This window comes from Primorskyibacter aestuariivivens (assembly GCF_028023675.1).
In the GTDB taxonomy this organism is placed as follows: Bacteria; Pseudomonadota; Alphaproteobacteria; order Rhodobacterales; family Rhodobacteraceae; genus Marinovum; species Marinovum aestuariivivens.
On sequence record NZ_JAQIOZ010000007.1, the window covers coordinates 20,941 to 39,808 of the forward strand.

General features: G+C 63.2%; 14 protein-coding genes. 10 read left to right on the forward strand and 4 right to left on the reverse strand.

Going from position 1 to position 18,868, the window contains the following annotated elements:
• Positions 1-15 precede the first annotated feature (15 nt).
• Both PGB28_RS09140 and PGB28_RS09145 read right to left on the reverse strand, forming a co-directional pair.
• The gene (locus PGB28_RS09140; RefSeq protein WP_271421207.1) at positions 16-3,753 is read right to left on the reverse strand and encodes an efflux RND transporter permease subunit; all 3,738 of its coding nucleotides are present in this window, start codon (positions 3,751-3,753) and stop codon (positions 16-18) included.
• Positions 3,750-5,081, reverse strand: coding sequence for an efflux RND transporter periplasmic adaptor subunit (locus PGB28_RS09145; RefSeq protein ID WP_271421208.1), 1,332 nt, complete (start codon positions 5,079-5,081; stop codon positions 3,750-3,752). The genes PGB28_RS09140 and PGB28_RS09145 overlap by 4 nt, the downstream gene beginning before the upstream one ends.
• 281 nt (positions 5,082-5,362) lie before the next feature.
• Between PGB28_RS09145 and PGB28_RS09150 the strand changes: the two genes are divergently transcribed.
• The 5 genes from PGB28_RS09150 (at position 5,363) to PGB28_RS09170 (ending at position 9,919) form a co-directional block, all read left to right on the forward strand.
• Positions 5,363-6,019 carry a hypothetical protein gene (locus PGB28_RS09150; RefSeq protein ID WP_271421209.1) on the forward strand — a complete coding sequence of 219 codons (657 nt, stop codon included), beginning with the start codon at positions 5,363-5,365 and terminating at the stop codon, positions 6,017-6,019.
• Positions 6,020-6,068: 49 nt separating this feature from the next.
• The gene (locus tag PGB28_RS09155) at positions 6,069-7,388 is read left to right on the forward strand and encodes a PQQ-like beta-propeller repeat protein (protein ID WP_271421210.1); all 1,320 of its coding nucleotides are present in this window, start codon (positions 6,069-6,071) and stop codon (positions 7,386-7,388) included.
• A 50-nt stretch (positions 7,389-7,438) separates the two neighbouring features.
• A complete protein-coding gene (gene der / locus PGB28_RS09160; RefSeq protein WP_271421211.1) occupies positions 7,439-8,902 on the forward strand; it encodes a ribosome biogenesis GTPase Der in 1,464 nt (487 codons plus the stop codon).
• Positions 8,903-9,186: 284 nt separating this feature from the next.
• Positions 9,187-9,423: an EF-hand domain-containing protein gene (locus tag PGB28_RS09165; protein WP_271421212.1), complete on the forward strand. Its 237-nt coding sequence runs from the start codon at positions 9,187-9,189 to the stop codon at positions 9,421-9,423.
• Between the two features lie 175 nt (positions 9,424-9,598).
• Complete coding sequence (locus PGB28_RS09170; protein ID WP_271421213.1) at positions 9,599-9,919, forward strand: hypothetical protein; 321 nt, start codon at positions 9,599-9,601, stop codon at positions 9,917-9,919.
• 37 nt (positions 9,920-9,956) lie between these two features.
• Here the strand turns inward: PGB28_RS09170 and PGB28_RS09175 are convergent, their stop codons facing one another.
• On the reverse strand, positions 9,957-11,138 hold the full coding sequence (locus PGB28_RS09175) for a cytochrome P450 (RefSeq protein ID WP_271421214.1): 1,182 nt from the start codon (positions 11,136-11,138) through the stop codon (positions 9,957-9,959).
• Between the two features lie 59 nt (positions 11,139-11,197).
• On the opposite strand from PGB28_RS09175, the gene PGB28_RS09180 reads away from it, so the two are divergent.
• The 5 genes from PGB28_RS09180 to PGB28_RS09200 all read left to right on the forward strand — a co-directional run bounded on the left by PGB28_RS09180 (position 11,198) and on the right by PGB28_RS09200 (position 17,653).
• Positions 11,198-12,946: a sensor histidine kinase gene (locus PGB28_RS09180; protein WP_271421215.1), complete on the forward strand. Its 1,749-nt coding sequence runs from the start codon at positions 11,198-11,200 to the stop codon at positions 12,944-12,946.
• Entirely contained in the window at positions 12,943-14,175 is a 1,233-nt protein-coding gene (locus tag PGB28_RS09185; RefSeq protein WP_271421216.1) for a sigma-54-dependent transcriptional regulator, read from the forward strand. Before PGB28_RS09180 ends, PGB28_RS09185 begins: the two co-directional genes overlap by 4 nt.
• 260 nt (positions 14,176-14,435) lie before the next feature.
• Entirely contained in the window at positions 14,436-15,443 is a 1,008-nt protein-coding gene (locus PGB28_RS09190; RefSeq protein ID WP_271421217.1) for a DctP family TRAP transporter solute-binding subunit, read from the forward strand.
• Between the two features lie 139 nt (positions 15,444-15,582).
• Positions 15,583-16,272, forward strand: coding sequence for a TRAP transporter small permease (locus PGB28_RS09195; protein WP_271421218.1), 690 nt, complete (start codon positions 15,583-15,585; stop codon positions 16,270-16,272).
• Positions 16,273-16,276: 4 nt separating this feature from the next.
• Positions 16,277-17,653: a TRAP transporter large permease gene (locus PGB28_RS09200; RefSeq protein WP_271421219.1), complete on the forward strand. Its 1,377-nt coding sequence runs from the start codon at positions 16,277-16,279 to the stop codon at positions 17,651-17,653.
• 65 nt (positions 17,654-17,718) lie between these two features.
• On the opposite strand, the gene PGB28_RS09205 is transcribed toward PGB28_RS09200, so the two are convergent.
• Complete coding sequence (locus tag PGB28_RS09205; protein ID WP_271421220.1) at positions 17,719-18,858, reverse strand: glycosyltransferase; 1,140 nt, start codon at positions 18,856-18,858, stop codon at positions 17,719-17,721.
• Between the last annotated feature and the right edge of the window lie 10 nt (positions 18,859-18,868).

Here is an 18,868-nt window from a genome sequence, read left to right on the forward strand (position 1 = left end):
CTGCCCACCACTCCGTTACTCCGCCGCCTTCAACGGCAATTCCGGCTGCATCTCATCGGTCAGCACCAGCGGCTTGGTCTCGGGCGCATCGACCCAGATGATCTCCGGATGCTTGATACGCCGCGCCTCGCGCGCCAGCGCCCAGTCCCGCGCCGCGCGGCTGGAGCGGCGGGCACCAAGGCGGCCCAGTAGCCGCGCGATGCCAAAGATGATCGTCCAGAACCACACCCGCAGCGCCAGCATCGCGGGCGTGAAAACCAAGGTCAGAACCGTCGCAATGCCAAGGCCAAAAACCACCGCCGTGGCCAGTTGTTTCCACCACAGCGCTGTCGGGCTGTCGATGGAATAGCCGCCGCCCCAGAAATCAAGGCTCAGGCCAAACATCATCGGCGCAAGCCCCGCCATCGTCGTGATCGTGGTCAGCAACACCGGGCGAATGCGGTCCTCCGCGGTGCGGATAATCGCCTCGATCCGTGGCATGTAGCGCGAATATTCCTGATAGGTATCAATGAGAACGATGTTGTTGTTCACCACGATCCCCGCAAGCGCCACGATCCCCGTCCCGGTCATGATGATCGAAAAAGTCTGATCCATGACCAGCATGCCGATGAGCACGCCGGTGGTGGAGAGCACCACCGCCAGAAGCACCAGAACCGCGTTGTAGAAGGAGTTGAACTGCGCCAGCAGGATGATGAACATCAGCCCCAGGGCCCCCGCGAAAGCCGATTGCAGGAAGGCCTGGCTCTCCGCCTGATCCTCCTGATCGCCGGTCCATTCGGTTTCGATCCCGGTGGGCAGGGGGGACGTGTCGAGCCACGCCGTGAGCGTCTCGATCCGTTCGGTCGCGGTCAACGGCACGGCCCGCAAGTCGCCCCCTTCGGCAAGCGCCTGCAATTCTTCCAGCGGGGCGTCGCCTTCGAAGGCTTCAACCGCAAAGCTGCGCGCGCCAATGGTAAGCGGCCCGTCTTCGCCCTCGGGCAGGGCGCGGCCATGGCCGAGGATCTCTGCCGCATCGCCCTGTCCGGTTACAAATGTGCTCAGCCCCGCCGCGATCCCCGCTTTGACGTCGAAATAGCGTTTCTGGTCCACCCGCGTGATCTCGGCCAGTTTTTCCACCGGCTTGCGGGTGATGAAATTCGACAGCGGCACCAGCCCGTCGCTTGTGCGCACCTTGAGCGTATCCAGCGTGGAGAGCACACGGTCTTCTTCCGGCAGGCGCACGCGGATCTCGATTTCCTCGTCGCTGCTGTCCACCCGCATCGTGTCGAGCATGATGCCGCGCGTGACCAGTTGCACCATTGCGCCCACGGTTGCCACATCCGCGCCGAACCGTCCGGCTTTTTCCACATCCACGTCGATCTGCCAGTCGATGCCGGGCAGGGGGAGCGTATCCTCAATCAGTTCCAGCCCCGGCGTCGCTTCGAACCGCGCGCGCGTGGTACGGGTGGCGGCCAGAAGGTCATCCCAATTGTCGCCCTTTATGCGCAGATGGACGGGCTTGGCGCTGGCGGGGCCACGCGCCTGGGCCAGGATTTCGATCCGCACGCCGGGCATCTGTTCAAGTGCGGCCTGCAATTCGTCCAGAACGAGATCGCCGTCCAGTTCAGGCCGGTCGCTGCGGTCTTCCCATGGAATCGTCTCAAGCTGGATCTGGCCGATTGTTTCCTTGGGCGGTTGCGCGCCGCCGGTGTTGGAGTTCAAGCCCCCGTCTCCCGCAAAGGCAAAGGCGTTGTCCACCCCGGGATGGGCCAGCACGATGCGTTCGGCCTCGGCCACGATGGCGTCTTTTTCCTCAAGGCTGAGATTGCCCCGCGCCAGCACATAGACAATCGCCTGTTCCGGTTCGCTTTCGACAAAGAATTCCACGCCTTTGGAGTTCTCGCCGAAATAGGCAAAGACCGACATGACAAAGCCGATGACAGCCGCCACGGTAATCACCGGCATGATCGGGTTGCCCGCGATCAGCTTGATGAACCAGCCAAACGGCGTCCGGCGGCGTCCCGCGCGGATGCGGTTGCGACGCCAGTGAATTTGCACGGCGCCCATGGTCACGCTGGTCAGGAACGCGCCCGTCAGGAAGATGGTCGTGCCCAACAGCAACGGCACCATGCCGGGCAGGGTGGCCAGCGCCTCGCGCGGGAGGAGATAGGCGGGGTTGAGCACCTGCATCGCGCCGATGAACACCACCATCATCGAAGGCGGCACCAGAAGCGCCCGTATCACCCAGGGCAGGCGGCGCTCCAGCGCGTCGGACAGGTTGCCGAAAAAGCGGCTCATGCGGCCTGTCACCCCGCCCATCACCGGCAGGTAGATCAGCGCCACGATGAGCGAGGCCGACAGTACGAATATCAGCGTCACCGGCAGCATGCCCATGAATTCGCCCGGAACACCCGGCCAGAACAGCATCGGCAAAAAGGCGCAGAGCGTCGTCGCGGTGGAGGACACAATGGGCCAGAACATCCGCTTGGCCGCTTCCACATAGGCATGCATCGGGCCGGTGCCTTCGCGGATGCGTTTGTCAGCGTATTCCACCACCACGATGGCCCCATCCACCAGCATCCCCACCGCAAGGATCAGGCCGAACATCACGATGTTCGAAATGGTGATGCCCATGACGCCCAAAAGCACGAAGCAGAGCAGAAAAGATGTGGGAATTGCAAATCCAACCAGCAGCGCGGGCCGCGTGCCAAGCGCGCCCAGCACCACTATCATCACTAGTGCAATGGCGGTCAGGACCGAACCCTCAAGCTGGCTGACCATCGAGGCGACGGTGCGGCTCTGGTCGTTCGACGTGCCGACCTGAACGGCGGCCTTGAGTTCCGGCGGCCAGTCTTCGCGCGCGGCCTCGACCGCCTGTTTCACCTCTTCGGCGGTGTCGATCAGGTTGAAGCCCTTGCGCTTGACCACCTGCAGCGCAACCGTCGGATCGCCGTTGAAACGCGCCCTCCCCTCCCGGTCTTCAAAGGTCAGCTGGATTTTCGCCAGGTCGCCCAGCGTCACCACCCGGTCGCCATTGACCTTGACCGGCAGGTTATAAACGTCCTGTGGCTCGTCAAAGCTCGACGGGATTTTGACGGCGAAGGTGCCTTGGGCGGATTCGATCTCACCGGCGGCGATCAGCTGGTTGTTGTTCTGCACCACATTGATCAGCTCGCCGGCGGTGACGTTGTAGGCCTCAAGCCGCAGCGGGTCGATCGTGACTTCCAGCATCTCGTCGCGATTGCCCGCGATCCCGGCCTCCAGCACCGAATCCAGCGCTTCAACCTTGTCCTGCAAGTCCTTGGCAACGCGCGCCATCGTGCGTTCAGGCACATCACCGGTCAGGTTGACGATGACAATGGGGAATTCCGAGAAATTGATCTCGTTGATGGAATATTGCTCTGCGCCTTCGGGAAAATTCGCCTCGGCATTGTTCATGGCGTCGCGCACATCGGCCATGACCTTGGTCTTGTCCCAGCCGAACTCGAACTCCAGTGCGACCCCGGCATAGCCTTCAGCCGCCGTCGCGCTCAGCCGGTCGAGCCCGTCGAGATCGGCCAGTTCCGTTTCCATCGGCTTGACCAGCAGGGTTTCGGCATCCGCCGCGCTGATCCCGGGAAACGGCACCGAGACAAAGAGCGCCGGGATCTCGATATCCGGTTCGCCCTCTTTCGGCAGGCCCACATAGGCAAAGCCCCCCGCCAGCAGCGAGAGGGCGATAAAGGCCAGAACCATCCGCGCCCGCGACGCGGCCCAATCGACGATACCGGTCATTGCGTGGCCTCTTCGGCTGTGTCGGCGCTGTCACGGAAGCTGGGGATCACCTTGACCCCGTCCACCACGTATTCCTGTCCAAGCGTGATCACATCGACATTGTCCGGCAGCCCGGCAACCCAGACGCCTTCGCGGGTGTCGCGCAAGAGCTCAACGGGGATAAAGGCCACGCTATTGCCCTCGGCCACGGTGCGCACGCCGAGCACGCCTTCATCATTCAGGGTCAGCGAGGATTGCGGCAGAAGATGCGCGGTCACGCCATCGGCCTCGATCAGGATTTCCGCGGTTTGCCCATCCCGGATGGCAAGATCGGGGTTCGGCACTTCAATCTCGACCCGGAATGTGCGGGTGGTCTCATCGGCAGAGCGCGACAGGAAGGTCACCCGCCCGATCACGTCCGAGCCTTCGGACAGCCGGGCACCCGCGCGCGCGCCAACCTCGACGCGCGATACCTCTGTCTCGGGGACAAAGCCCACCAGCTTGATCGGGTCCAGCTGGATGATGGTGGCGCAGAGCGCGCCGGGCTGCATCAGCGTGCCCAGTTCTGCGGTATCCGATTCGAGCAATCCGGCAAAAGGCGCCACCGCGCGCAGGCGTTCGATTTCCTTTTCCGCGCCGGCCACGGCGGCCTGGGCCGACTGGATCGCGGCCTGGGTGCTTTCCATGCCGGAACGGGCCGCTTTCACTCCGGCCTCGGCGCTGGACACGGCCGCTTCGGCGGCTCGCACCGCCGCGGCGGTAGAGGCAACGCGCGTTTCGCTGGCAAACCCGTCCTCCTGAAGCTTGGTCGCGGCATTGGCGTTGATCACCGCTTCCTCAAGCCGCGCGCGGGCCTCTTCCAGACGCGCTTCGGCCTCGGGGATGCGGGCCTCGGTCGTGGGGACCTGCGCCCGCGCCTCGGCCAGTCTTGCGCGCATCTCGTCCAGAGTGGCGGACCGCGTGCCGGGGTCCAGTTCGCACAATTCCTCGCCTTCTTCGACGAATGCGCCCTTGCGCAGAGGCTCGGAGATCACCAGCCCGCTGGTTTCCGCCATGACGCTGACCTGTCGCGCGGCCTCGGTCTCGCCGCGCAAAAGCACCGCGCTGTCCACCACCTGTGCCACCGAGCGCAGGGCAACGACGCGCACGCCTGTCTCGGGCGCATCCGCTTCGGTTTCCTCTGCCTCGGCTACGTCTTCCGCGGGCGCGTCGTCGCCGCTTTCCTCTTCGCCGGTCAGAAGGCCCAGATGATCGAGCTGAGCGAATTCCAGAAGCCGGTCCCGTTCGAGGATGGCAAAGGCAATGAACGCCGTGACCGCGACGGCGAGAAGTATCGGGATAAGTCGCATCTTGTGCCTTTGACCTCATCAAATCAGAACGGGCAGCCCCTTGGGCTGTCACAGGACAGCGCGTATATAGAGGCAATACGCTAAACTAACCAGTTCAGATTAAACTTTTCTGCACTGCCGCGCAACTGCGCCACAACCTGTTGCGATGTGACACCGTCCGGCACCTCTTGGCACTGGGAGGCTCACGGGGTATGACGGGCCGCAATAGCCGGATTGATCCGGCCCTGTTGGCGATGCGTCGCGATGGGATAGGCACAGGAAACAGGCGGGGGCAGGGCAGAGTGAGCGACACTGACAGCTTCATCGAGGAAGTCACCGAAGAGGTCCGCCGCGACCGGCTTTTCAAGACATTGCGCAAATATGGCTGGATCGGTGTTGTCGCCGTCGTGGCCATCGTGGGTGGCGCGGCGTGGAATGAATATACCAAGGCACAAGAGCGCGCCAAGGCCGAGGCGCTGGGGGATTCGATCCTGGGCGCACTTGAGCCTGAAGCCCCGGAAGATCGTATTGCCGCGCTGGGCGAAATCGAGGCCGAGGCACCGGGCGGTCGCGCGCTTCTGGGTATGCTGACCGCGGCAGAGCAGGGCGCGGACGACCGCGCCGGGGACGCGGCCGAAACGCTGGGCGGCATTGCCCGTGACGGTGAGGTGCCCGATATTTACCGCGATATCGCGAGTTTCAAACGTCTTTTGCAACTGGGCGACAGCCTGTCGGTTGACGAACGCCGCACCGCGTTTGATGCGCTGGCACGTCCGGGCAATCCGCTGCGCCTGCTGGCCGAAGAGCAACTGGCGCTGATCGAGGTGGAAACCGGTGATACCGAGGCGGCGATCACCCGTCTCAAGGCCATTCTGGAAGACAGCGAAACGAGCTCGGGCTTGCGCCAAAGGGCATCTCAGGCGATTGTCGCCTTGGGCGGAGAGCTTGACGCGGCCTGACCGGGACACGGGCAGCCGCAAATAATTGGAAAAAACGGGGGCGGATCACGTGACCACCGCAAAGATCAAACTGGTTATGGGCGCGCTTGGCCTGTCGGTGCTTATCGGCTGTGTAGAGCGCGAAGTGATCCTGCCCGGCGCGCGCGAAAACCTGCGCGCCGATGAGCCGACGCTGGTGGATGACGCGGCTCCGGTCTCGACCGCATTCGCCGTCCCGGCCACGACCCGCAATGCCAACTGGCTGCAAGGCCATGGCACGCCGTCGACCCGCACCGACCACCCGGCCTTTGGCACCTCTGTCACGCCGCTCTGGTCGGCCAATATTGGCAAGGGCGACAGCCGCAAGTTCCGCATCACCGCCGATCCGGTGGTGGCGGACGGGCGTATCTTTACCCTCGACAGCCAGGCCACCGTGACGGCAACCTCGACCTCTGGCGAAACGCTCTGGAGCATTGATCTGGCCCCGGCCCGTGATGGCGCGGGGCAGGGTTCGGGCGGCGGAATCGCCTATGGTCAGCGGCAGGTTTATGTGACCTCGGGTTTTGGTACGATCACCGCGCTGGACCCGTCCACCGGGGCCGAGATCTGGCAGCAGCGCCTGCGCGCCAGTGGTTCGGCTTCGCCGACTTATCATGAGGGCCTCGTCTATCTGGTGGCGGGCGACCGCACGGCCTGGGCGCTTGAGGCGGATACCGGCCGCATCCGCTGGACGCTGGACGGCATTGACGATGTGCATAACGTGCATGGTGGCCCGGCCCCGGCGGTGAATGATCAATATGTGGTCTTTGGCTATGGCTCGGGCGATGTGCAGGGCGCGTTCCGCAAGGGCGGTCTGCGGCTCTGGAACGCCACGATCGCGGGCAACCGCGACGGATTTGCCATCAACCGCGTGGGCGATATCACCGGCGATCCGGTGATTGTCGGTGAGACGGTCTATGCAGCCAACCATTCCGGGCGGCTCGTGGCGATGAATGTCGGCTCCGGCACCCGCAAATGGACCGTGCGCGATGCGGCGCTGCAACCCGTTTGGGTTGCGGGCGGCTCTGTCTTCTTTGTCTCGGACCGTAACGAGCTGATCCGCGTGGACGCCGAAACCGGCGCGCAGGTCTGGGCCAGGGAACTGCCCGGCTACACCACCCAGCGCCCGCGCCGCCGCGAACGCATTCACGGCAATTACGGCCCGCTGCTGGCCGGTGGTCGGCTTTACGTGGCGGGCGGTGATGGCGTCATGCGGATCTATAACCCGGAGTCCGGGGACCTGTTGCAGACCGCCGATATCCCCGGCGGTGCAACGACAAACCCGGTCGTGGCAAACGGCGTCATGTATGTCGTGACGAAAAAGGGCCAATTGCAAGCCTATGGCGGGTGATGTATCGGGGGCGCTTGATGATGCGTCCCTGACGCAAGCCGGAGCCTGACATGTCCTTTTCCCTTGCCATCGTGGGCCGCCCCAATGTGGGCAAATCCACGCTTTTCAACCGTTTGGTGGGCAAACGCCTTGCGCTGGTCGATGACCAGCCCGGCGTCACGCGTGACCTGCGCGAGGGCGAGGGCAAGCTGGCCGACCTGCGATTCACGGTGATCGACACCGCGGGGCTTGAAGATGCTACCGACGATTCGCTGCAAGGGCGGATGCGGCGGCTGACCGAGCGGGCGGTGGACATGGCCGATATCTGCCTGTTCATGATCGACGCGCGCGTGGGGGTGACCCCGGTGGACGAGATTTTCGCCGAGATCCTGCGCAAACGCGCCAAGCACGTGATCCTGGCCGCCAACAAGGGCGAAGGGGCGGCTGCGGATGCGGGCGTGCTGGAGGCGTGGAACCTCGGGCTGGGCGAGCCCATACGCCTGTCAGCCGAACATGGCGAAGGGTTGCCCGATCTCTACAACGCGCTGATGCCGCTGGCCGATGAATACGAGGCCCGCGCAGAAGAGGAAGCGCCCGAGATCGACGTGACCGTGGGCGAAGATGGCGAGGACATCCCCGACCACACGCCAACGCAGAAGAAACCGCTGCAAATCGCCGTGGTGGGCCGCCCCAACGCGGGCAAGTCCACGTTGATCAACCAAATCCTTGGCGAGGACCGGCTGTTGACCGGGCCAGAGGCGGGGATCACCCGCGATGCGATCTCACTCACGCTGGACTGGCACGGCACGCCCTGCCGGATCTTTGACACGGCAGGTATGCGCAAACGCGCCAAGGTGCAGGAAAAGCTTGAGAAACTCTCGGTCTCCGATGGCCTGCGCGCGGTGAAATTCGCCGAGGTCGTGGTGGTCCTGCTGGACGCGGCGATCCCGTTTGAGCAGCAGGACCTGCGCATCGCCGATCTGGCGGAACGCGAGGGCCGCGCCGTTGTTGTGGCGGTGAACAAATGGGATATCGAGGACGAGAAACAGCAGAAGCTGCGCGATCTGAAAGAGGCGTTCACCCGCCTCCTGCCGCAGCTGCGCGGCGCGCCGCTGGTCACCGTTTCGGCCAAAACCGGGAAGGGGCTGGACCGGCTGCATGATGCGATCCTGCGCGCGCATGACATCTGGAACCGCCGGGTGACCACCGCCCAGCTCAACCGCTGGCTCGAAGGCATGGTGGCCGCACATCCGCCCCCCGCGCCACAGGGCAAGCGGATCAAGCTGCGTTATATTACCCAAGCCAAGACCCGCCCGCCCGGCTTTGTGGTGATGTGTTCGCATCCCGACAAGATGCCCGCGAGTTACAACCGCTATCTGGTCAACGGGCTGCGCGATGATTTCGACATGCCCGGCACGCCGATCCGCATGACCCTGCGCGGGCAGGGCGACAAGAACCCCTATAAGGGCAAGAAGAAATCGACGCCCTCGCGCCTGCGCAAGCATCTTGGCAAAGGCCGCGCCGACGGCAAGTGAGTCGGGCGCGGTTTTTGGCCGGCCCCCGTTGTGCGCGTTTGCATTTGCGGGACTTGGCCGATTGCGGTGGCGGGGCTTTGCCGGTGGGGCATGATCCTTCAGCTTAGAGGCGAAACTTGGCCGAGATTTGCGGCGGCTTGTCGCCTGCGCCCGGCGATGCATTGCCGGTTTCCACGCGCATCTTTCTAAGCGGTTTCAGGGGCTTGTCGCGGTCGTTTCGCGTTGTCACCTTTTGCCCCGGGCGGCACCACTCGCCGCCTTGGACAACCAAAAGGAGACGTCCCATGAAAACCACTGCATTGAGCTTCGCCACGATCCTTGGTCTGAGCGTGACACCCGTTCTGGCCGAAATCATGGTCGAGGATGCCGATGCAAGCGGCGGCTATTCGATCGAGGAACTGACCGCCGCCTGGCCCGATATGACCGAAGAGCTGTTTGTTCAGCTTGACGTAGATGCCAGCGGTGAGGTGAGCCCTGACGAGCTTGCCGCCGCGCAGGAGGCGGGCCTGATTTCCGAATGATCCCACTCACTCACGGGATCGCCGGTCTAAAGCACCCTGGGTTAGAGACCGGCAGGGCGGCATCTTCGGTGGGGGAGGTGCCGCCCTTTTGCAAAACACTGTTTCAGCTATGGCTATACTCAGATACGGTTTTGACAGGGCAAAATTTTAACTACCAAAAAAATTGGGCAGCTAAATGGAACGAATGAATAGGGAAGCTCCGCTCCCGCCTGAAATGCAAGGTGAATGGAAGGGCATGTGGGATCCAGGAGTAACCTTGGTTGTCGACGGCGGATTGGTTCGGTGTTTTGGACAGGTCATGGAATATGACTTCAAATTGGTCGGTCAGGAGGACGGCGCGATTATCGTGTCGCTTGGCGTGGACGATCTTGAGGGCGAAGATGAGTTTGCCCGGGCAAATGTCACCGATTTGGTGATCACTCCAGAAGGCGAATTTCATGCCTACAACGTAAAGTTTTCGGAGCAATTTACGCGAGGCACATTCCAAAGCTCGTAAGTTCGGAAAGGTCTTACTCGGGACGAGCGGTTGACGCTTACACCCGAACCACCAACCGCTCCAAGCCGTGGAAATGGTAGAGATTGGCGTAGCGCGGTGTCTCGGCCAGAGACAGGCCGGGGCAGCGCTCAAACAGGATCGGCAGGGCGATCTGAAGCTCCAGACGGGCCAGCGGTGCGCCGACGCAGAAATGCCGCCCGGCACCGAAGGCCACATGGGTTTTCACCGGGCGTGTTGGGGCAAAGCGGTCCGGTTCGTCCCACATCTGCGGGTCGCGTCCGGCGGCCCCCAGCATCAGCCCGATCTGCTGTCCGCGCTTCAGGGTAAACCGCCCGATCTCCACATCGGCGTAAGCGTAGCGCGTGAACATATGCAGCGGCGGGTCATAGCGCAGGATTTCCTCGACGGTGCCCTCAATGGCGTCCGGGGCCAGCCATTCGGGCCGCGCCCCGTTCTCCAGCAGCGCCTTCACCCCGTTGCCCATCGTATGCACCGTGGCCTCGTGGCCCGCATTCAGCAGCAGGACACAGGTGGCGATCAGTTCCGGCGTGCTCAGGCTCTCGCCGTCTTCTTCCGCAGCGATCAGATGGGTGATCAGGTCGTCGCCCGGCGTTTTGCGCCGGGTGCCGATATAGTCCGACAGGTAGGAGGCAAAATCGCGGGCGGCGGTGTTGGCAGCAATCTCGACCGCCCGGTCGCGGCGGGCCTGGTAGATGGCGACCATATCATTGGACCAGCGCAGAAGCTGGTCGGCCATGTCATCCGGAATGCCCAACAGCCGCGCGATCACGATCACCGGTACGCGCGAGGCATAGCTGTGCAGCAGGTCATGGTCGCCGCTTGGGAACCTGTCGATCAGATCATGGCAGAGCGCTTCGATCTCAGGCCCCAGCGCCGCGATCCGCCGTGAGGTAAAGGCGCGCAGCACCAGCTTGCGCAGCCGTGTATGCCGCGCCCCTTCCAGTTCCAGCATGGAATTGTCGTCAATCGCGTAGAAATCGCGCAAATGCTCCGGCGTGGGCTGCCGCAATTCCTCCGGCACCTCGCGCCCGAGCCGCCCATCGCGCAGGCAGGCATTGATCACCGCATGGGAAAAGGCGCAGTCCAGATCATACTCGACCCAGCGATGCACCGCGCCTTGCGCCCGCGCGGCGGCATAGAACGGGTAGGGGTTCTGGAAGAAATCGGGATCGGTGGGCGATTGATGCAAGTCTGTCATATCCGCATCCATGCGGGTTCGGCTTTCCTTTGCAAGGGCTTGGTTGCTAGAAACGGCACATGACCACCCGCTCGTCCTCGATCTATGGCCTTGTTGCACTTTACGTGTCCGCCATCGTGCTGTTCAGCGCGCTGGTCTGGCAGACCGGTTATCGGCAGGGGCTGGACCAGTTGTCGAACCGCGGGCAATCGGACCTGTCGCTGGCCGCGGACCGGTTGCAGGCGCAGCTTGAGCATTACCGCGAGGTCGCTGTTCTGACCTCGGATCATCCGCATCTGGCCGCGCTACATGCGGGGGCGGACCCGGCAGCGGCGCAGGCGCTGCTTCTGGATGTGATGGACAAAAGCTCGGCCATGACGCTGTTTTATGCCGATACATCGGGACGGGTTCTGGCCTCGGCCACGGATGCGATCCCCGCCGATCTGGCTGCTGCGCCGTGGTTTTCCCGTGCGCTCCAGGGCGCTTTGGGCACCGGCCACCGGGTGAGCGACGTGTTCGGCGTGCGCGCATGGTTCTTTGCCGCGCCGGCCTTTGGTCCGGACGGGGCGGTACAGGGGGTGCTGGTTCTGGGCATCAATATCGACCGCGCCGAAGAGGAATGGCGCGGCGATCGCCCGGCGATCTATTTCGTCGATCGCTCGGGCACGATCTTTATCTCCAATCGCTCCGAGCTTCTGTTTTGGTCCCGTCCCGAAGGTGCGGCAGGACCCGCGACGCCCGATGGCAATGTCCCGTTCGAGCTGCATATGGGTGGGCATGAGATCTGGCAGCTGGACTGGTCGGCCTATGTCCCGCGTCATGCGCTGCATCTGGAAAAGGACCTGCCGGTGATCGCCATGACCGCCGAGGCACTGGTGGACACGGCACCGGCCATGCGTCTGGCGCTGTGGCAGGCGGCGGCGATGGCGGCGCTGATGGCCACGTTTGGTGCGCTTCTGTTCCTTGCCGGGGCACGGCGGCGGGCCTTGGCGCAGGCCAATACCGTGCTGGAAACCCGTGTCGCGGACCGCACGCGGGAACTCTCGAACACAAACACCATGCTGCGGCGCGAGGTGCGCGAACGCGAAGAGGCCGAGGCCGCGCTGAAACGCGCACAGGCCGATCTGGTGCAGGCGGGCAAGCTTTCTGCGCTTGGCCAGATGTCCGCCGGGATCAGCCACGAGCTGAACCAGCCGCTGATGGCGATCCAGCAATATGCCGAGAATGCCGGGGCCTTCCTCGACCGCGATCAGCCCGCAACCGCGCGCGATAACCTTGGACGCATCGCCGATATGGCGCGGCGCATGGCGCGGATCATCAAGAACCTGCGCGCTTTTGCCCGCAATGAGAGCGAGCCCATGGGCAAGGTGGATATCGTGGCTGTGATCAATTCCGCCGTGGAACTGACCGAGGCGCGGCTGCGTGGGTCCTCCGTCCATTTGGACTGGACCCCGCCCGAAGGTCCGGTCTGGGTCTGGGGGGGCGAGGTGCGGCTTGGTCAGGTCTTTGTCAACCTGATCTCCAATGCCGCCGATGCGATGGAAGGGGCCGACACTCGCGCCTTGTCCATCACGCTGGAGGGAACGGAGCGCCCGCGCGTGACCGTGCGCGACACCGGGCCGGGGATCGAAGACCCCGAGCGCATCTTTGATCCGTTCTATTCCACCAAACAGGTGGGCGGCCCGGACGGGATGGGGCTTGGCCTGTCGATCTCTTACGGTCTGGTGCAAAGCTTTGGCGGCACGATCAAGGGGGCGAACGCGCCCGGGGGCGGTGCGGTGTTCACCGTCGAGCTGGAGCATTGGCACGAAGGGGAGAAAGCGGCATGACCCTGACCAAGGTGCTTCTTGTCGATGATGACGCGGCGCTGCGCGATGCGCTAAGCCAATCGCTGCAACTGGCCGATTTTAAAGTTGTGCCCTGCGGGTCTTTTGTTGTGGCCAAGGATCATATCACACCGGAGTTCGATGGCGTGATCCTGTCCGATATCCGCATGCCGGGGCGCGACGGGTTTCACCTTCTGGATTATGCGCAGGAGGTGGACCGCGACCTGCCGGTGATCCTTTTGACCGGCGAAGGGGATATTCCGATGGCGGTGCGCGCCATGGGGGCGGGGGCCTTTGCCTTTCTCGAAAAACCCTGCAAGACCGAAGAACTGCTCAACGTGCTGACCCGCGCGCTGTCCACCCGCATGATGGTTCTGGAAAACCGCCGCCTGAAATCGCAGCTTGAGGCCGGCGACCCGGCGGCGCGCATGCTCTTTGGCATCTCTGACCGGGCCGAGGCGTTGCGCGCGCAGGTGCGACAGGTGGCGCTGTCCACCGCCGAGGCGCTGGTGACGGGGCCGCAGGGGTCGGGGATTTCCAAGGTGGCCGAGGTCATTCACCTCTGTTCGCCCCGCGCCAAGGGCCCGTTCGAGAAACGTGCCGCGCGCACGCTGGACCGCGACGCATTACAGGATGCGTGGGAGGCGGCCAGGGGCGGGACGCTATTCCTTGACGGAGTGGGGGATCTTCCGGCGGACAGCCAGCTTGCGCTACTGGATTTTCTGGACGGCGACGATCCGGTGCGATTCATCGGCGGGGCGGTGGACGGGCTTGAACCCGCGCAGGAAGAGGGGCGCATCGACACCGACCTGTTTTACCGACTGAACGTGCACCCGGTGCGTATCCCGGCCCTGTCGGAACGTCCCGAAGACATCCCGGTGCTGTTCCGTCATTACGTCGATCAGGCAGCGGAACAGGCGGGCGTCAAAGCCCCCGATCTCTCGCCCGAGCACTTGTCGTCGCTGATGACACAAAGCTGGCCGGGCAATGCCCGCTCGCTCATGTCCGCTGCCATGCGCTTTGTGCTGGGCATGCCGGACGAGGCGGCGATGGTGGCCGAGATGGGGCTGGCCGAGCAGCTGGCGCAGGTGGAACGCTCGCTGCTGATCGCGGCGCTGGGCCGCCAGAATGGCCGCGCCTCGGAGGCCGCCAAGCAATTGAAGCTGCCGCGCAAGACCTTTTATGACAAGCTCGCGCGCTACGGCATCAAGCCCGAGGATTACCGGCGTTGAGGTGACGGCGGGCCGGAATGTGCGGAATCTCGCACTGTTAACCGCTAACGCTGTGCGGGAATTCGCACATTGCTGCTTTGCAGCAGGCTTTTCTGTGTTTGCGCGATGCCGCATTTTCCATCGTTTTCAGGGGGTTGCGCCGCAAGTTCCAGCAGCTCTCACAAACTGTTGAGACCTCGACGCAACGCGGTTTCACTGAGTCGTGTGTTGCCGGGCGTATGGCCCGGGCAAATCACCATCACTCTGGGAGGAGACCCAAAATGAAATCCATTCTGACCACTGCCGCCACCGCGCTGGCCCTGACCGTGACCGCCGCAACCGGTGCCATGGCGGCCTGCGATGACGGCGAGATCGTGATCAAGTTTGCCCACGTGACCAACACCGACAAGCACCCCAAGGGCATTGCCGCGTCGCTGCTGGAGCAACGTGTGAATGACGAGATGAACGGCAAGGCCTGTATGGAGGTTTTCCCGAACTCGACGCTCTACAATGACGACCAGGTGTTGGAAGCGCTGCTGCAGGGTGACGTGCAGATGGCTGCGCCCTCGCTGTCCAAGTTCGAACGCTTCACCAAGCAGTTTCGCATTTTCGACCTGCCCTTCATGTTCAAGAACATCAACGCCGTGGACGCGTTCCAGAACTCAGAAACCGGTCAGGCGATGAAGGAATCCATGACCCGCCGTGGCCTGCTGGGTCTGGCCTTCTGGCACAATGGCATGAAGCAGATGTCGGCCAACAAGCCGCTGATGCTGCCGTCGGACGCCGAGGGCCTGAAATTCCGCGTACAGTCCTCTGACGTGCTCAAGGCGCAGATGTCCGCGATGGGTGCCTCGCCCCAGCCGATGGCCTTCTCCGAAGTGTATGGCGCGCTGCAGACCGGCGTTGTGGATGGACAGGAAAACACCTGGTCCAACATCTACGGCCAGAAATTCTTTGAGGTGCAGGACGGCATCACCGAAACCGATCACGGCATCATCGACTATCTCGTCGTGACCTCGGTCGATTTCTGGGACTCCCTGCCCGACGATGTGCGTGACCAGCTGAAAACCATCCTTGATGAAGTGACCGCCGCACGGAACGCCGAATCGACCAAGGTGAACGCCGACGCCAAGCAGGCGATCATCGACGCGGGTGGCACCGTTCGGACCCTGAACGCCGAGCAGCGTCAGGCCTGGGTCGACGTGATGAAGCCGGTCTGGGAACAGTTCAAGGACGATGTCGGTCAGGAAAACATCGACGCCGCCCAAAAGATCAACATGACCAACTGATCTGAGGCTTTGCCATCCGGTCCGGCGCGTGATCCGCGCCGGACCATCCCGGACTGCGGGCTGTGTCCGAGAGGTTATTTTTCGTCGGAAAATCGACCACCGGCCGCGCAGGATTTCTTCACAACAGGGGAGGGGGCGCATGTCGACCCATTACGAACCCAGGGGCGTCCTTGGACGTCTGGTGCATGAGATCGAGGAAACCGCCATTGCGCTGATCCTTGGCCTGATGACCCTGATCACCTTTATCAACGTGGTGCTGCGCTACGGCTTCAACACCGGCCTGATCTGGGGGCTTGAGGCGACGGCCTTTCTGTTTGCCTGGCTTGTGCTCTTCGGCATGAGCTACGCCGTCAAGGTCACTGCCCATCTTGGCGTGGATGCCATCATCAATCTCTTCGACAAACCGGTACGCCGGGCTCTGGCCTTTCTCGCTGCGGCGGTCTGCATCGTCTACGCTGCGCTCCTGCTCAAGGGGTCGTGGGATTACTGGGCCAATTTCGCCAACCTGCCGCAGACCGAGGGCCGCTGGTTCCCGCTGGGGCTGGAAGAGATGAAACGTTCCTCCTATCGCGCCTGGTACGAGGTCAATGACATCCCCATGCCCGACTGGCTGCGCTGGATCGAGCCGCTGATGAATGAAGGCGAGGCTTACGAAAAGATCCCGCGCTTCATCCCCTATGCGATGCTGCCCTTTGGCGCGGCACTGCTCCTGTTCCGTTTCATTCAGGCCGCCATGCGGCTTGCCACGGGCGAGGCCCAGAGCCTGATCGTCAGCCATGAAGCCGAAGACGCCGTCGATGACGTGCGCCACATGAATTACGAGGAATAAAACCATGGAAGTCGCAATTCTCTTTGCCATGGTCATCGGCCTGATGCTGATCGGTGTGCCGATCGCCATCGCGCTGGGCATGTCCTCGACCATCTTTCTTCTGGTGCTCAGCGATACCTCGCTGGCCTCCATCGCCCAGACCTTCTTTCAGGCGATGGCGGGGCATTATACGCTGCTGGCCATTCCCTTCTTCATCCTGGCCTCCAGTTTCATGTCCACGGGCGGCGTGGCGCGGCGGATCATCCGCTTTTCCATCGCCATTGTCGGGCATTTCCATGGCGGTCTGGCGATTGCAGGCGTCTTCGCCTGTATGCTCTTTGCCGCGCTGTCCGGGTCTTCGCCCGCCACCGTGGTCGCCATCGGCTCCATCGTGATCGCGGGTATGCGCCAAGTGGGCTATTCCAAGGATTTCGCCGCCGGTGTCATCGCCAACGCAGGGACCCTCGGCATTCTGATCCCGCCGTCGATCGTGATGGTGGTCTATGCCTCGGCAACCGACGTCTCCGTGGGCCGGATGTTCCTGGCCGGTGTCATTCCGGGCCTGATGGCGGGCACCATGCTGATGGTCACGATCTACGTGATCGCCCGTATGCGCAACCTGCCCAAGGGCGAATGGAAAGGCTGGGGCGAGGTGTTCGAGGCCGGATTCGAGGCCGGTTGGGGCCTGTTCCTGATCGTGATCATTCTTGGTGGTATCTATGGCGGTATCTTCACCCCGACCGAGGCCGCGGCAGTGGCGGCTGTCTACGCCTTCTTCATCGCCACCTTCGTCTATCGCGATATGGGGCCGCTCTGCCGCCCCGAGGGTGAACGCAACCTGACGCTCCTGGACAAACCCATCGCGCTGGTCACCGCGTTCTTCCACCGCGACACCCGCGATACGCTGTTTGATGCGGGCAAGCTGACGGTCACGCTGATGTTCATCATCGCCAACGCGCTGATCCTCAAGCACGTGCTGACCGATGAACAGATCCCGCAACAGATCGCAGGCGCGATGCTGTCGGCAGGTTTCGGCGCGGTGACCTTCCTGATCATCGTGAACGTGATCCTGCTGATCGGTGGTCAGTTCATGGAGCCCTCGGGCCTCATCGTGATCGTCGCGCCGCTGGTCTTCCCGATTGCCATCGAACTGGGCATCGACCCCATTCACCTTGGCATCATCATGGTGGTCAATATGGAGATCGGGATGATCACGCCGCCGGTGGGTCTCAACCTCTTCGTGACCTCGGGTGTGGCGGGCATGCCGATGATGCGGGTTGTGCGCGCGGCGCTGCCCTTCCTCGCCGTGCTTTTCGTTTTCCTGATCATGGTGACCTATATTCCGGCGCTCTCCACATGGCTGCCCACCACCTTCATGGGGCCGGAGATCATCGTGCAGTAGGAGGCGGTACTGCAACAATCCAAAAGGGCGGCGCCTCACTCAGCGCCGCCCTTTTTTGTTTGCGGTTAATCCGCGATGGTGTTTCGGATCACCCGCTCCAGCTTTTCCAGAAGCGCCTGATTGTCGAAGCGCGCCTCAGACACGGCCCGCGCCTCGCGCGCCATCGCATCGCGCCCCTCGGCCTGCATTGCGTTGCGGATCGCGTCGCCAAATCCCGCCTCGTCATGTTCCTCGACCAGCCAGCCGGTCCGCCCCTCGTCAATCGCTTCGGGGATGCCCGCGTGCCGGGTGGAGACGGTCAGACAACCACAGGCCATGGCCTCCTGAATGGCGGTGGGCAGACCCTCGGTATTGCCGTTCTTGGCGGTGATGGAGTGCTGTAGGAAAAACTCGGTCGTGGCCAGCTTCTCGCGCACCACCTCATGCGGTTGCGCGCCGTGGAAGGAGACTTTGCCCACCGCCCCGGCCTCGGCCACCAGCGCTTTGGCGGGGTCCAGCAGCGGTCCGTCGCCGATAAAATCCAGATGCGCGTCCGCCATATCCTGCGTTGAAGTCAGAAAGGCGCGCAGCGTCACCAGCGGCGCTTTCTTCTCCACCATGCGTCCCACGGCAAGGCAGGAGCGCGGGCGCTTTTCGCCGGGCTGGAACAGCCGCACATTCACGCCGGAGGGGATCACATGGGCGTTGTCGTGGCGCACGCCGTGGGCGGCCAGATTGTCGAGCAGGAACTGCGACACCGCAAAGACCCCGGCAAGGCGCGGGAACATTTTGCGATACGCCCCCGGCACGTTGCTCTGGTTCAGCGCCTTGGAGGCATCGGTGCCGCGAAAATAGGTGAAACAGGGAATGCCCATCTCTTCGGCCAGCGGCGCCATGGCCAGGGCCTGCGTGCCGAACTCGGCCAGGATCACCTCGATCCTGTGCTCCAGCAAAAACGCCCGCAACTCGGCCTTGGCCCGCCCAAAGGGCAAGCGTCCGGTGCCGTATTTCATCCGGTTCAGGCCCATGACAAAAGGCTGGGCCAGTGTGTCTAGAAAAGGCGCCGAGCGGCCACGCCGGTTGAAATACGCGACATCATAGGGGTTTTCGCCGTGATAGCGCCCGCAGATCACCGCCGCCGCCCCGCCAAAAAGATGCTGGATATGGCGGTTGATAAAGGTCTCGCCAGCGAGGTGGTATTCGCCGGTAACAATGGCTGCGCGCATCTGGCTGGTC